At 59.4% G+C, this 14286-nt stretch carries 15 protein-coding genes and 1 pseudogene; 4 read left to right on the forward strand and 12 right to left on the reverse strand.

Annotated elements, in window-relative coordinates; genetic code table 11:
* Window positions 1-37: 37 nt before the first annotated feature.
* Complete coding sequence (locus AC5RWT_RS02350; protein WP_494078965.1) at window positions 38-883, reverse strand: cyclase family protein; 846 nt, start codon at window positions 881-883, stop codon at window positions 38-40.
* 151 nt (window positions 884-1034) lie between these two features.
* Here AC5RWT_RS02350 and AC5RWT_RS02355 point away from each other — a divergent pair, with 151 nt between their 5' ends.
* Window positions 1035-1664 carry a TetR/AcrR family transcriptional regulator gene (locus tag AC5RWT_RS02355; RefSeq protein ID WP_494078966.1) on the forward strand — a complete coding sequence of 210 codons (630 nt, stop codon included), beginning with the start codon at window positions 1035-1037 and terminating at the stop codon, window positions 1662-1664.
* A gap of 28 nt (window positions 1665-1692) precedes the next feature.
* On the opposite strand, the gene AC5RWT_RS02360 is transcribed toward AC5RWT_RS02355, so the two are convergent.
* Complete coding sequence (locus AC5RWT_RS02360) at window positions 1693-2055, reverse strand: acyl-CoA dehydrogenase family protein (protein WP_494078994.1); 363 nt, start codon at window positions 2053-2055, stop codon at window positions 1693-1695.
* Window positions 2056-2438: 383 nt separating this feature from the next.
* Between AC5RWT_RS02360 and AC5RWT_RS02365 the strand changes: the two genes are divergently transcribed.
* The 3 genes and pseudogenes from AC5RWT_RS02365 to AC5RWT_RS02375 all read left to right on the forward strand — a co-directional run bounded on the left by AC5RWT_RS02365 (window position 2439) and on the right by AC5RWT_RS02375 (window position 3680).
* Entirely contained in the window at window positions 2439-2813 is a 375-nt protein-coding gene (locus AC5RWT_RS02365; protein WP_494078967.1) for an oxidoreductase, read from the forward strand.
* Window positions 2695-2940, forward strand: a pseudogene (locus AC5RWT_RS02370) (hypothetical protein); the annotation flags it as partial. The gene AC5RWT_RS02365 and the pseudogene AC5RWT_RS02370, both read left to right, overlap by 119 nt.
* A gap of 65 nt (window positions 2941-3005) precedes the next feature.
* Window positions 3006-3680, forward strand: a complete 675-nt coding sequence (locus AC5RWT_RS02375) for an oxidoreductase (RefSeq protein ID WP_494078968.1) — start codon at window positions 3006-3008, stop codon at window positions 3678-3680.
* Window positions 3681-4097: 417 nt separating this feature from the next.
* Here the strand turns inward: AC5RWT_RS02375 and AC5RWT_RS02380 are convergent, their stop codons facing one another.
* The 10 genes from AC5RWT_RS02380 to AC5RWT_RS02425 all read right to left on the reverse strand — a co-directional run bounded on the left by AC5RWT_RS02380 (window position 4098) and on the right by AC5RWT_RS02425 (window position 13637).
* A complete protein-coding gene (locus tag AC5RWT_RS02380; protein ID WP_494078969.1) occupies window positions 4098-4991 on the reverse strand; it encodes an acyl-CoA dehydrogenase family protein in 894 nt (297 codons plus the stop codon).
* Complete coding sequence (locus tag AC5RWT_RS02385) at window positions 4988-6103, reverse strand: acyl-CoA dehydrogenase family protein (protein WP_494078970.1); 1116 nt, start codon at window positions 6101-6103, stop codon at window positions 4988-4990. The genes AC5RWT_RS02380 and AC5RWT_RS02385 overlap by 4 nt, the downstream gene beginning before the upstream one ends.
* A 73-nt stretch (window positions 6104-6176) precedes the next feature.
* A complete protein-coding gene (locus AC5RWT_RS02390) occupies window positions 6177-7112 on the reverse strand; it encodes a cyclase family protein (RefSeq protein ID WP_494078971.1) in 936 nt (311 codons plus the stop codon).
* Window positions 7109-7918: an enoyl-CoA hydratase-related protein gene (locus tag AC5RWT_RS02395; RefSeq protein ID WP_494078972.1), complete on the reverse strand. Its 810-nt coding sequence runs from the start codon at window positions 7916-7918 to the stop codon at window positions 7109-7111. Before AC5RWT_RS02395 ends, AC5RWT_RS02390 begins: the two co-directional genes overlap by 4 nt.
* A 9-nt stretch (window positions 7919-7927) precedes the next feature.
* Window positions 7928-9283 carry an acetyl-CoA carboxylase biotin carboxylase subunit gene (locus tag AC5RWT_RS02400; RefSeq protein WP_494078973.1) on the reverse strand — a complete coding sequence of 452 codons (1356 nt, stop codon included), beginning with the start codon at window positions 9281-9283 and terminating at the stop codon, window positions 7928-7930.
* Between the two features lies 1 nt (window position 9284).
* Window positions 9285-9785 carry an acetyl-CoA carboxylase biotin carboxyl carrier protein gene (gene accB, locus AC5RWT_RS02405; RefSeq protein ID WP_494078974.1) on the reverse strand — a complete coding sequence of 167 codons (501 nt, stop codon included), beginning with the start codon at window positions 9783-9785 and terminating at the stop codon, window positions 9285-9287.
* Between the two features lie 215 nt (window positions 9786-10000).
* The gene (locus AC5RWT_RS02410) at window positions 10001-11614 is read right to left on the reverse strand and encodes a 3-hydroxyacyl-CoA dehydrogenase (protein ID WP_494078975.1); all 1614 of its coding nucleotides are present in this window, start codon (window positions 11612-11614) and stop codon (window positions 10001-10003) included.
* Between the two features lie 5 nt (window positions 11615-11619).
* Window positions 11620-12057 (reverse strand): enoyl-CoA hydratase/isomerase family protein, encoded by a 438-nt coding sequence (locus AC5RWT_RS02415; RefSeq protein ID WP_494078976.1) that lies wholly within the window; start codon window positions 12055-12057, stop codon window positions 11620-11622.
* 54 nt (window positions 12058-12111) lie between these two features.
* Complete coding sequence (locus AC5RWT_RS02420) at window positions 12112-13254, reverse strand: ABC transporter ATP-binding protein (RefSeq protein WP_494078977.1); 1143 nt, start codon at window positions 13252-13254, stop codon at window positions 12112-12114.
* Window positions 13254-13637, reverse strand: coding sequence for an ABC transporter permease (locus AC5RWT_RS02425; protein WP_494078978.1), 384 nt, complete (start codon window positions 13635-13637; stop codon window positions 13254-13256). Before AC5RWT_RS02425 ends, AC5RWT_RS02420 begins: the two co-directional genes overlap by 1 nt.
* Between the last annotated feature and the right edge of the window lie 649 nt (window positions 13638-14286).

Below are 14286 nucleotides of genomic sequence, written 5' to 3' on the forward strand. Positions count from 1 at the left end.
TATCACCACGGAGCCTTTCGTAACGAGTGTGAAGAAATCAGAGCAATGCCAAGGCGCGAATAGGTGACCCAGAGGCGCCCCCAATTCGCAGCGCGGACGCAATGAAGAAGAATTCGTATGCCTCCGCGGATGCCGCCGTCTCTAGGTCGAGGAATTCGATGATCGGGATTCCCTTCTCCACGAGGAGATGCACGTGCGCGTCCATTGCCACGACGGCTGGATCCGGTTTGTGCTCGAAGTTCATCGTGTCGGTCCCCGCCGCACGAACGCCGACTTCGGAAAGCCATTGCGCGCCGCTCAGCGAGACACCTGGAACGCCTACTCCTGTGCCCAGAAACCGCTGAGGGTCGTGCCAGTGACGCATCTGTCCCGTGCGCACGACGACAATCGAGTCCTTTTGGGGACGAGGACGATTCGCGAACCAGGCCTCGAACTCGTCCGCTCCGATTCCGTCCGCCGGCGTGAGATCCCGCCCAAAAAGTGCAGGTGCATCTACCAAGTGCCCAGGCCCGATGAGAGGTGGCAGCTCCTCCACCGAGCCGACGCCGAGACCCTCGTTCCAATCCTGCTGCTCGATTATGTCGCGATCCCCGTAGATGCAACCGTTGAGCGCCACATGTCCTGTCGAATCGACATGAGTTCCTAGATGGCCACCTGTGGTGATCATCTCGGCTGTAGCTGAAATGCCCTTCGGATATCGTCCGGAACCATGCTTACCCGTGAGCGTGAGCGAGAAAGGCGGATGGTTGGGATGACGCGGCATGCCCGCCTCCAGCCGCACGGAGAGATCGATCACCGTTGAAGAAGCCTGCTCCGGCCAACCAATCGGTCCGGTCCATGAAGCCCCTCCCCAGTTGAGAGGATTTCCGGGCGCCTCAGTCATGACACTCCTTCGTACGACTAACGGAACATCGATCCAGTGTACAGTCAAACATCCGATTGGTCGAAACATAGTATTTATCTTTAGCGACCAAACGCTTGGAGCAATCTGGATGATAGGCGCCGCGCCGTGAAGACCGATGAAAGCAGTGAGTATGACTGAGACAATTACCGAAACTTCGACACCCGCTACCCGCCGCAATCGCGATGCTGAAGTCATGGCGCACGCAATCTCCGTCATGTCAGAGCGCGGATACGCGGCGACCACCGTGCAGGCCGTTGCTGACAGGGTAGGCGTACTGAAGGGTAGCCTCTACCACTACTTCCCCTCGAAAGAGGACCTTCTATTCCGGATACCCGACGGCTCCTTTGCGAATGCCGAAGCGAGATTCGACCAGATGAAGAAGCTGAATCTGTCGCCGGGTCAAGATTTGGTTACATACCTGCGCGCGACCAGCGAAGCATACGTCGCAGATCCGGAGCGAGCAAACATTTTCTTCACTGAGGCACGCCACCTCTCCGGCGAGAACCACGCGAACATCCGTGCCCGCAGCCAAGCTTGGTTCAATTACCTCCTCGACTTAGTCACTCGGTCGGTCGAGACAGGCGAAGCCACCAGCCCGGTTGCACAGATTCTGCTCACAAGGTACATCATCGGTGCGCTGAACAGCGTGCGCGAGTGGCATCGCGGACCCTACACGAAAGACATTGATTCGACACAGATGATTGACACATTCGTAGAGATGACCGCGACGGTGCTTGGCCTCCCAACCACCGCACGATAGCACCGCACCGGTGGCGCCACGACTGCGGTCAGCGCGTCGCGTTACACGCTTGCCACAGGTTAGAAAACGCGGCAGGTTTATGCGCCCGCTGGGGATCGAGGCTTGCCCAAGTAACAGCAGCTTCGGCAGCCTCTGTTGCGATCAGCGCGCTGGCTAGTCGGTGCTTTACCGCCTGGAAAGAACCGCCCGGGCGACCAAATTGCGCACGTTCCTTGACGTACGCGACGGCGTCGTCGAGTAGCCGCCGGGCTGCCCGCTGATTCCGCCGCCCACAACACCGCGGGTTCGTGACGGGAGTCTGGCGACAAACTAGAGCGCAGGTCGACCGACGTGCCTTTGAACGTGGGGGCGAAGCTCTCGATATCACCCTCGGGCAAGTCCAGCAGCACACCTTCCCCGTCGACGTCGACAAGGCGCGAGATTCCCTCGACCTGGCCAAACGGCGCAAAGAAGGGACCGCTCGGATCCCCTGGCGAGCGAGAAAGTGACCGGGCCGCGAACCGACGCTGCAGCAGCGACGCAAAGCAGACCTTAAACCAATTGACCGCTATTTGGCCTTCGTGCAAGCCAACCCTACCTACCAAACGCTCGGCGGCTGTGGGATCGGGGTCAGTGAATAGAAGAGGACCAGACACAGGAAACTTGTCCGCTAAACGCGAGCCCGATGCACTTGCGACGCCGAAGGATTAAAGGCGATCGAACTAGCAGAACGCCGACACTTTCTAACATGCTGCCTGCTAACAACTTACAACATCGAAGAAAAAGAGACGAGAGATGACCGGACTTTTCACACCACTTGATCTGCGCGACATTCGTCTCAGTAACCGAATCCTGATTTCACCAATGTGGCAATACTCTGGACAGGAAGGCCACCCGACCGATTTCCACCTCATGCACTATGGGCGATTCGCTGAAGGTGGCGCCGGCCTTGTCTTCCAAGAAGGAACTACGGTCGAAAAGCGCGCGCGCGGGACGCTTGGTGACTTGGGCATCTGGAACGATAGCTTTTATTCCCGAGTTTCGGCGCATCGTGGATTTGATCAAGCGTGCTGGCACCGTACCCGGGATCCAAATCATGCATCCAGGCCGGAAAGTAATGGAAAAGCCGCCATGGGAGCCGACCCGGTGGCTATCCCCCGAGGAGGTTAGAGCAGCGGGACCGTCGACATGGGAAGCGCTCGTCCCGAGCGCCTCTCCGCAAGAGTCGACGCGCGAGGGTCCACTTGAACGACTGATGACCACCGGCGATATTTCAGAGGTGATAGTCGCTTTCCGTAAGGCCGCTCGGCGATCCAATGAGGCGGGCGACGAGGTTTTGGAGCTTCATGCCGCACACGATATTTGCTACACACGTTCCTATCGGAAGCGACGAATCACCGCACTGATTCCTACGGCGGTAGATTCTCCAATCGCATTCGCTTGCTCGTCGACTGCGTCGATGCTGTTCGGAAGGTATGGCGGCAAGGCAAACCGCTGGCAGTGCGGGTCTCCTGCGTCGACGGCGCTGGATGGCTGAACGACACGATCGCACTTGCCCGCGTACTGCAAACCGCTGGCAGTGCGGGTCTCCTGCGTCGACGGCGCTGGATGGCTGAACGACACGATCGCACTTGCCCGCGTACTGAAATCCCAAGGTGTCGATTTGCTCGACTCCTCAGCGGGTGGGATCGGCAAGCGAGCTCTGGATCGCCGGTCCTCTTACGCCCCGCTGGTCAATTTCGCCGCAGAAATTCGCAGCGAGGTCAACATCATGACCAATGCCGTGGACTCGTTGTCCATGCGCAGCACGTCGAACAGATTATCTCTTCCGGCAGGGCTGACACGATCGCAATTGGGCGAGAAGCACTCTATAATCCGAATTGGCCGATTGACTCGGCGCACAAGCTCGGAATCGATTCGAACTACTCCAGGCTCCCTGGCCGTCAGCGCTTTTGGTTTCACTACCGCGAGCGGGGAATGGACGGCTTCAGGCCGTCGACGTATGGGAACGCTCCCGGCCTCGAAGCGGCCCCTTGAGGCGCTTCCCATCTGAGTTGGTTCGAGTTGGTGCAGCGCCGTCCACGGGACCGATCGCATACGTGCGGATGCCATGGCGCACGTACTCTCCGGCGCGGTATGCGCGCGAGCCATGGCGGCGTACTTACGGCTCGTCCCCCGCTTACCCAGGAGACCTTCCACGACTTCGTCGATCTAGTTTGTGTCCACGAAGACCATCATCTCACCAGTGCGAGCCACCGACCGGGCAATCTCCGGGCCGCCCTCTTTGATCAGAATGGTTCCGTCCCCGGAACTTCGTGGTCGCGCCTCTGCTCGGCCAGAGCAGGACTGCCTCGCTCCAACTCATTCGTAACATTAGTGGCCGCAGGAGGGACGGAAGTCCAGTAAGAGGCCCCAGTGATGTTCGGTCGATCCGCTCGAGAAATGGTCTACAGATTAGACGTGGCTCAGACCCGGGAGCAGGTCGCGAATTTGGAGCATGTGCTTCAGATAGAAGTGGAGACCCATCTCCCACGTGAAACCGAGACCACCGTGCACTTGGATTGCTGCTTCTGCCACAGCGATACTCTGATCCACCGCAAACGCGGCAGTCTTATGCACCCGCTGGGCATCAAGGCTGGCCCAAGTAACAGCAGCTTCGGCAGCCTCTGTCGCGATCAGCGCGCTCGCTAGTCGGTGCTTTACAGCTTGGAAAGAGCCGACTGGGCGACCAAACTGCTCACGTTCCTTCACGTACGCGACTGCGTCGTCGAGCAGTCGCCGGGCTGCTCCCGCCGATTCCGCCGCCCACAACACCGCGAGTTCGCGACGGAAGTCTGGCGACAAATTAGACCGCAGGTGGACCGACGTGCCTCTGAACGTGGGAGCGAAGCTCTCGGTGGCACCCTCGGGCATATCCACCAGGACACCTTCCCCGTCGAGGTCGAGAAGGAACGAGATTCCCTCGACCTGGCCGAACGGCGCAAAGAAGGGACCGCTCGGATCCCCTTTAGCGAGCGAGAAAGTGACCGGGCCGCGAACCGACGCTGCAGCAGCGGAGTGCCGCTTCGCAAGGATGGTAGGGATGAGCGGAACCTGCACACAGCTGTAGCCCCAGCGCCGGGCAAACTCCGCCAGGTCTCGCAGCGAGGCTCCTTCCCCGTCCTCTATCAGCCCGAGTTGATCCCAGTCCGCGTCGGCCAGGTCAGCCCAGGCCAGAGGAGGCTCGCCCTCGATGAAGGTTGAGATACTGGCGCCGTTTGTAGCCCTCGCCAGGATGTTTGCAATGGCGTCTGCGGCAGCCTCTCCCAGTTCGCTCGTGCGGGTTTCATTGAGAATCGATATGGTCATCGTGGGAGTCCCAGGATTCTTTCGCTGATGATATTTCGTTGGATTTCGTTGGTCCCTGAGTAGATCGAGGCCGCTCTCGTATTGAGATAACGTGTCTGCCACAGCGAGCGGTTCGACTCATCCGAGACACGCAGGCCGAGTCGGGTGATGTCCTGCAGGAGCTCGCTCCAGTAGACCTTCAGTATTCCCGCGATTCGCCCGTAGGCGACCGGGTCATCCTGACGATTGACGGCAGATGAGAGCATCCACCGAAGGAGTTCGACCCTCGTCTCCAGTTCGTCGATCTCTCGTGCGTACGCGGCATCCCCGCCGGCGAGCTGGATAAGAAGATCGATGTCGGCGCGGGCTTCCACGTAGCGAGTGGCGGCTTCGACGCCACCCCGCTCGTTCATCAGAACGGTCATGGCAATCCGCCACCCGTCTCCAGCTTCACCCACGAGGTCGCTGTCAGGAATGAACGCGCCGTCCCAATGAGTCTCGTTTAGACGCATGGACCCAGATATCTGGCGAATCCCGGTGACCGAAACTCCCGGCTGCTTGAAGTCGGCAAGGAAGACGCTCAGGTTCTTGTGTCGCCTGCCATCTTTCTCTGTTCGCGCCAAGAGTAGACAGCGGTCGGAGTACTTACCGTGGCTCGTCCACGTTTTTCGACCGCGGATGATGTAGCCGCCGTCGACCTTGGTGGCATTACAGGAAACAGCGGCGAGATCAGAGCCGGCATTGGGCTCTGAAAAGCCCTGGCACCAAATTTCTTCTCCGGAGAGAATTGCCGGCAGGTACTTCGCGCGTTGAGTCTCACTTCCGTGAGCAATCAACGTGGGTGCTGTCAGAACTTTCCCGACGCGACCCAGTCCGTCGGGGGCGTGATGGCTAGCCGCAAGGAAATGGAAGGTGATCTCCTCGACGAGACCCAATCCCCGCCCGCCAAACTCTGTCGGCAACGTGAGCCCCGCGAAGCCTCCGGCCCACAGGCGCCGGTCCCAATCACGATTTATTTCGAACACCTCCGCCTCGGAGAGCTCGCTGCGATGGTCGCGCCAGCGTGACGGAACGTTTTCCTCCAGCCAACTGTCCGCTTCAGCGGCGAAGGCTTCGGTCGTGATGGTCGACATCAGTGTCATCTTTTCTCATTATCAAACGGTTGGTTGTTTAGAGCTTAGCAGAAGACGCAAGAGTTGTCTCGGTTTATAGGACAGCGATGGCGTTGGCAGTGGAACTCACTCCACCCTCGAGCCCAAGCGGCACAGAGACAAAGAGGAACTCCCACCGTCCGAGCTGGCGGCAATACTCCCCGAGTTCGTCGAGCTTCAGCAGTTCGAATAGCGGAATGCCCAAACCGGGCAGCAGTCGCCGATGAAGTGAGCCGGCCGCCGGGTCACCGGGTGCACTTTCCACAGCGGGATTGTCGGCGCCCACGATGGCGACGCCGCTGTCCCATAGGAATTCCGCCATGTCGTGATCAGCGGCAAGTCCGGTCCATCGAGACGTGCCTGCGCCGACGGTCTCCGGTTCGCGCTGGCCTTCCAGGTACTGCTCAACCCAGCCCGTCCGCACCAATAGAACGTCGCCGGGGCTCAGCTCGACCCCTTGCGTCTCAGCGACCATTTGAAGCTCGGCCCGATCGATCACCGACCCATCGAACGAGTCGGCACTCCTCGACGTCGCTTCTCGAAACAACTTGACGTCGAGCAACACTCCGCGCCCGACGATTCCTTCGCGAGCCCAATGGTGCACACCGAGTGCTTGCCTCGCTTCGTCAAGGTCCTTGTGTCCTGCGAAGTATCCCAACTCGCGTGCGCGGACATGGGCAAGCCCGTCGAGTTGGCTTGAAGCCTGCGGGTTGAAGCGGTGAAGCAGGTCTTCTGCACTGTTCCGGTTTGGCTCGTAGACTTCATGCTCGAGCCCCGGTCTGCTGAACAACGGTGGGTCGAATGCCGTGAGGCTCAGGTTGAGCGGCAACGATTTTCCTTGAGAGACCGTAGCGATTGCAGCAAGACGATGGTCAGGGGTGATCTTTGCCAGTGCACCGAGCGGCGCCCTGAGCACATCCCAGGAGTGCTTGATATCGAGGTCCCCGAGGTTGGGGAGCTGCGAATAGGTGGGATATGCGTCGACTGTCACAGCCCGACCTCGTTGAATTCAGCGATCGCCTGCTTCAGCCCTAAGCGCCGGATATTCTCAGACATCTGGCGCACTTCTGGCGTCATGTGCAGCAGAGCATCAGTCTCGGCCCCCATGCGCGCGACGGTAAGGAACCCCTCGAGTTCCGCAGCCCTGTTCACGGCTACCTTCTTCATACGGAGAAGTGACGCCGGCGTCCGGGCGATCGACTCTGCAGTTCGGCGGACATGCTCATCGAAATCGTCAGCGGGCACGCACTCCGTCGCCCAGCCCCAGTCGGATGCGGTTCGTCCGTCAATGAAGCGGCCTGCGTCAAAGGACATCAGTTTCGCGCGCTTGGGCCCAACCAGATGACTCCAGAGGGGGCTGATGAATCCTCCGCCAAGCGGCAATGAGGGAGAGGCCTGGATGCGTGCATCATCGGTGACGAGGGTGATGTCACTGAAAGTGCATAGTTGCGTCGCACCAGCGGCGCAGACGCCGTGAACTGCCGTAATGACTGGCTGAGGATGGCGCCAGATTTTAGTGAACCTGTCCATATGACCGACGAGGTGACCGTAGTCGTCGACAGGGGATTTCTCTGCTGTGTAATCGTCATCCGAACGCGAGATGTCGTACCCGGCCGAAAAAGCCCTGCCTGCGCCCTTGATGACGACCACGCGATTATCCGTAGTGGCGAGCCGATCCAGAGCGTCTTCCAGTTCGTCTAGCAGGAGGGCGTTGAGCGCGTTCAGCTTCTCCGGGCGGTTGAGCGTAATCCACGCCACGCGAGGGTCACGTTCGAGCACAATCGTGGTGTAGTCCACTTCTGCCTCTCAGTAGTTGTGTGCTGGCAAGAACTCTTCCTCGAGCCATTTCGTAGTGATCGGTTCCGTGCGGAACACCGGATCGCCAATAATTTCCTGATGCAACGGCACGGTGGTAGAGATCCCGCCGATTGCCACCTTCCGCAGGCTGCGTCCCATCAGTTCGACCGCGTCGGAGCGATTGCTAGCATGGACAATCAGTTTCGCAATTAGCGAGTCGTAGTAAGGGGGGACTACTGCCCCAGTCGCCATATACGTGTCCACCCTGACGAAAGAGCCGGCTGGCATGGTCCACTCAGTCACCACTCCAGGACTCGGCATGAAATTTTGGCGGGGATCCTCCGCGTTGATGCGACACTCGATGGCATAACCTGAAATTCGAATTTGGTCCTGTGTAACCGAGAGCCGCTCTCCGCGAGCAATTCGGAACTGTTCCCGCACAATGTCGATACCCGTCACCACCTCTGTTACAGGGTGCTCCACCTGCACACGCGCATTCAGTTCAAGGAAGATGAACGTTTCGCGCTTGACGTCAACCAGGAACTCGACGGTGCCAGCACCGATGTATTCCAGGTTGCGAGCGAGCGCAACTGCCGACTCTCTGACCTGCTCGACAAGCGCAGGGGGCAAGCCGACGCTCGGCGCCTCTTCAATAATCTTTTGGTAACGACGTTGAGCAGAGCAATCACGCTCCCCCAGATGAATCACGTTCCCATCGGCGTCGGCCAGGATTTGAACCTCGATGTGACGTGCCTTCTCGATATACGGTTCCAAGTAGAGCGTTCCGTCACCGAACGCTTGCAGAGCCTCGGTGCTCGAACGCTCGAAGTTCCGCTCCAGATCGCTGATGTCCCGCACGATCGTCATGCCACGCCCCCCACCGCCAGCAGACGCTTTGAGGAGCAGCGGATAACTGCCGAGCGCCTCTGCCTGATCGATCGCATGGCTCAGGTCAGTCAAGCCCTCACTTCCGACACCCGTCGGGATGCCGATAGAGCCGGCCATGGCGCGTGCCTGCAACTTGTCGCCGGATCGACGCATCACGGCAGCGGGCGGACCGACGAACGTTATGCCGTTCTCTTCGCACGCGTCGACGAGTTCTGCGCGCTCGGAAAGAAATCCATATCCCGGGTGAAGCGCGTCGCAGTTGTGTAGTGTCGCCGCCGCTATTACGCGGTCGATGGACAAGTAGCTCTCTGTCGCCGAGGGAGGGCCAATGACGACGACTTCGTCGGCGAGCTTTGCCGCAAGACTTTCGCGATCCGCAGCAGAGACAACCAGTACGCTTTCGAGCCCCTCATCGAAGCACGCGCGAACAACGCGCACTGCGATCTCCCCGCGATTGGCGATTAGAACACGTTTCATGTCAATCGGCCTTGATCGTGAACATGGGTGTGTCGAATTCGACTGCTGCCGCATTCTCGCAGTGGACTGCCGTGACAACCCCGTCTACAGGTGACGTTATGTTGTTCATCAGTTTCATCACCTCGACGATGCAAAGCGCGTCTCCCTTAGAAACACGAGTGCCGACTTCTACGAACGGCGCGGCGCCCGGTTGAGGTGCTCGCCAGAAGACGCCAATGCTCGGGGCAGTAACGACCGTGTCCGAGGCGTCAGTCTCAATGGACGTCGCCGTCGCCGGTTGGGGAGCGGGGACTTCAGGTGCGGCTACAGACGCGACACTGGGAGGAGGCGTCGCCGCTGCGGGCGCTGGTGTGGCGGCTGGGGCCCCGCTGGTGTGCGCCAGACTCGCCCCGTTGCGAGCCACGGATATCGTCACGTCGCCTATAGAGACGATTGCCTCATCCCACTCTGAATCCTGGAGTGCGTCTATGACGATCTTGATGTCAGCCGGGGAAATGGACACTGTATTACCTACACTTTCTCTTGAACGGGCGAACCCAGGCACTTGCAAACTAGTGGCGGTGCTCCGACGAGTTTCTAAGGCTCCTGGCAAACATCCCCACCAACCGGTTGGCAGGTAATTTACCTTACCCTTTACGCTGAGAGACTTCAATCAGCGGTGACTGGCGGGGGCCTGCAGTACTCGCGCCGAAGACCGGCTGGCTGGCCCCTCGCGTCTTATCGATCGACCATACTGACGCCGTCCCGGGCGAGTGACAATATTCCTTCGATCGCAACTGGCACTTTCCCGGTCGACACAGGCTCCAACGACGAGTACGCCAGGGGGTCCGAACGGAACACCTGCTCGAGACCCTCAAGTTGCCACTGCCGAGACTGCCCGGAGGCGTACCGAATCGGACCGCCGTGCCACTTTGGGAATCCGAACCCGCTAGTCATCGCAACATCGATATCACTTGCGCGCCCGGCTACACCGCGAGACACTACGTCGCTAGCCGCGACAACCATCGCCATGACGATCCTCTGCACGATCGCCGATTCGCCCAGGTCGACGTTGGGGCCACCGACGACAGCACGGCGAAGTCGCTGCGCCTCGGCGATGATTTCCCGCACTTCGACGTCGAGTTCAGGAGAAGATGAAGGCGTGTAGCGGTAGTATCCTGCACCCGCCTTCGCACCGAACCTGCCCCTCTCGCATAGTCGGTCTGGGATGTCGACGTAGCGCTGTAGAGGATCTCGCTGCGGCGCCAGGCGCTTGCGACGAGCCCACGCAATGTCGAGTCCTGACATATCGGCCACAGCGAAAGGTCCCAACGCAAACCCGAAGTTCTGCATTGCACGATCCACTTGGTCCGGCAAAGCTCCGTCCTCCAACAGGAACTCGGCCTGTGCTCGGTAGTCCGAATACACCCTGTTGGCGACGAAACCTTCGGCAACGCGAGCCGGGATCTGCGTCTTTCCTAAACGCCGGGAAAGTTCGGCTGCGGCGGCCAACGCACGGTCTCCGCTGGTCGACGTTCGGATAATCTCTACGAGTGGGTTGCGATCGGCGGGATTGAAAAAGTGCAACCCCACAAACCGTTCGGGTCGTTCTACCTCTTGCGCTATTTCATTCAGATCGAGGTACGAGGTATTACTGGCCAGGACGGTGGTCGGTTCGACGACTTTTCCGATCGTCCTGAAGAACTGCTTCTTCACATTCATGTCCTCGAAAACGGCATCGATCACAAGGTCAACACCCGCGAGTCCTGTAATGTCATCGACGAATTCCGCCGTCGCCTTACCCTCGCTATGTTCGCGAAGCTGATTCTCCGCACGACTCAGAGCCTCCGTCGCCGAGTCAAAAACAACGACACGTAATCCTGCGGCGAGACAGGCCGCCGCGATTCGCGACCCCATGGTCCCAGCCCCGGCCACCCCTACCGTTAACAAATGAGGGGGCTCAACACCGACGCGAATGCCCTTGGCCGCGTTCCTCGTCGCGAAGAAGAGGTAGCGAAGGTTCGCCGCCTCGTCTGACACTCGCAACCGATTGAAGGCTGCGCGTTCTCGTGCCAGCGCTTCAGCGCCTGGAAGCGCTGCGCCTGTCGTGATAAGGTCCACAGCTTCGACGACGTTCGGCCGGGCCCGCCCCTTTTTCAGCGCCTTTGCGGTGGCTGCATCGATGTCCGCTCCCGAATGTGCCGGTCTTGGTAACTCGCGGAGCCGACGCTTCTCTCTGTTTGTGCGCAGAAAGGCCTTGGCCTGCTGCAGTAGCTCATCCTGGTCGAATACCGCATCGATCAACCCGACAGAAAGCGAAGCCTCGGCCGTGAGAATACGCCCGGAACTCACCATTTCTATAGCAGCGGGGACACCGATGGCCTAGGGAGACGCACTGTGCCGCCCGCGCCCGGCAGGACCCCGAGAGTGGTCTCGGGAAGGCCCAACCTGACATTCTGGGACGCGAGGCGATAGTCGCAGCCAAGGGCAAGCTCCAGCCCACCGCCAAGCGCGTGACCAGACAGTGCAGCAACGACGGGTGGGAGCTGCTCAATAGTGTCGATGACTTCCGGAAGTTGAGGTTCTCGAATTGGACCGTCGAACTCCTGAAGGTCCGAACCTGCGTAGAAATCCGACAAAGCGGAGATGAGGACGACGCCTTTCAGGTCGCCCGGCAATGATTTGAGTGCTCCAAGAAGGTCAGAACGGAGAAGTTGGTTCCCCATGTTCACCGGAGGACTCGATATCGTGACGACCGCAATGGCGTCGTCGAACGTTGTTTGCGTGAGCGACATCGGTTCTCCTTATTGCTGTGGCGCGATAGTTAGCAAGTGCGAAACACCCTTAGTTCAGTCGTGTTGGCTTTGCAGTAAGACGGAGTTCTCGACTTTCCACGTCAGCCGGCACTTGTCTCCGAGGCGTATCTCGGCCACCTCACCTGCAGATTCGCGCACGATCCCGGTCGACCCATCCGGCAGTTCAACGCTCACCTTTCGGCCTGCGCCGAGGTAGATCTCCTCGACCACGGTGACATCGATACCAGCCTCGCCGTCTAAGACATTCGAACCCATCGGACGTAACCGTGCACGCTCTGGCCGGATCACCAGGGTCGCCTCAGTCTTAGTCGGGAGCGCAGTCTGAGGTACGGGGATGTTGGCCCCGTAGAATTCCAAGACAGGCGCCCCGTTGGAGTCGGCTAGGGTCCCAACCAACCTCGTCGACTCCCCGAGGAACTTCGCCACGACAACATCTGCAGGCTTTTCGTACAACTCCTTTGCAGTCCCGACCTGCCGGATCGACCCGGCATCGAAAACCGCGATGCGATCAGATAGCGCCAGCGCTTCCTCTTGGTCGTGCGTGACCAGGATTACGGTGCAGCCGACTTCGCGGTGGATGCGGCGAAGCTCGAGCTGCATCGTGTCTCGCAATGTACGGTCCAGCGCCCCGAGCGGTCCGTCCATGAGGAGCAATCGGGGCTGGAAGACGATCGCGCGGGCTAGAGCGACACGCTGTTGCTGCCCTCCGCTCAATTGGTTCGGCGTTCTCTTCTCGAAACCGTTGAGGCGCACCGTGTTGACAGCCTTGGCTACCAAGTCTCGGCGCTCGGCTCTCGGAATTTTTCTCTGCTTGAGCGGGAACTCAATGTTCTCAAAGACAGTCATGTTGGGGAAGAGAGCGTAGTTCTGAAAGACCATGCCGATGCCGCGTGCCCGCGGCGGGAGAGACGTGACGGACTGGTTGCCGAGGAGAAGATCTCCCGCATCGACACTCAGGAAACCCGCAATGATGTTCAGAGTCGTGGTCTTGCCTGAGCCAGAGGGTCCAAGCAGGGTCATAAATTCGCCGGGCTCCACCGAGAGGGAGACCTGGTTGACGGCGTTTGCTCCCCCGAATGACTTGGTAATCCCGCTTAGAGAGACGCCAATCCCAGCCTGTCTCTTCTCAGTCTGGTTCGTGTCACTCATGGTCTGCTTTTTCTCGAGAATGGTCATCATCTGCTCCTAAGCTTCCAGCTGCTGCGAGCCAAGAACCCACCACCGACGACAGCTAGTAGGACAGTAGTGAAGGCGAGCACGATTGTGGATGCTGCGGCAATCGTGGGATCGATAGTGGTATTGATGCTGGTGTACATACGAACCGGCAGGGTCTCTAAGAACGGCGACTTGATGAAGAGTGAGACCAACACTTCATCGAACGAGGTGACGAATGCGAAGAGAGCGCCGGTGACTATTCCCGGTGGTATTGACGGCAAGACGATTGACCAAAAAGTGGCAAATCTGCTGGCACCAAGCCCTGCGGCAGCCCTTTCGAGATCCGGGTCTAGAGCGGAGAGGCTCACTCCCACAGAGACAACCACAAACGGGATAGCGAGCATGGTGTGTGCCAGAACGAATCGCCGAGCATGGATTCCTGGGGTGAACCCAGCATTTGGGGGAGCACGTAAAAGCCCAGCGTCAGAACGAAGACAGCTATGGCTCCCGCAGACAGTCCCGGCGCGGACAACGGAAGGAAGATTGCGCCACCGACGGTCTGGCACCGAGGCTCTCCGCTGCCTTGGTCAAGTTCGGATCGATCTTCCGCATCCCGTTATACAAAGGGAGAATCATGAACGGCAAAAGCACCTGAACTAGCCCAATTTGTACGCCGAGGGCAGTACCGAGCACTCCCTCGGGCATACCGAAAAGCACCGAAACCGCGCCTTCCTGGTTGCAGCAGAATGACCCACGCGAAGATCCGAACTACGCCGCTCACCCAGAATGGGAGAAGTGCAATCAACAGCAAGACCGTGCGGACCTTGGGTCCGGAGATCACCATCGTGTAGGCAAATGGATATCCGAGCAGGGCACAGAGTCCAACCGTCGTGAGCCCCACCCAGATCGTCCTAATGATGATCTCGGAATATGCGGGGTTAGCCCACAACCACTCATGTCAAGGGCCATGAATTTCTGCCCGCTGGCGGCCAGGATAAGTGCCCGCCGGTGGCCAGTTAAACTGCCCGGTGGCGGCCAGCTAATCTGCCCACT

Source organism: Arthrobacter sp. Dra40, from assembly GCF_059091905.1.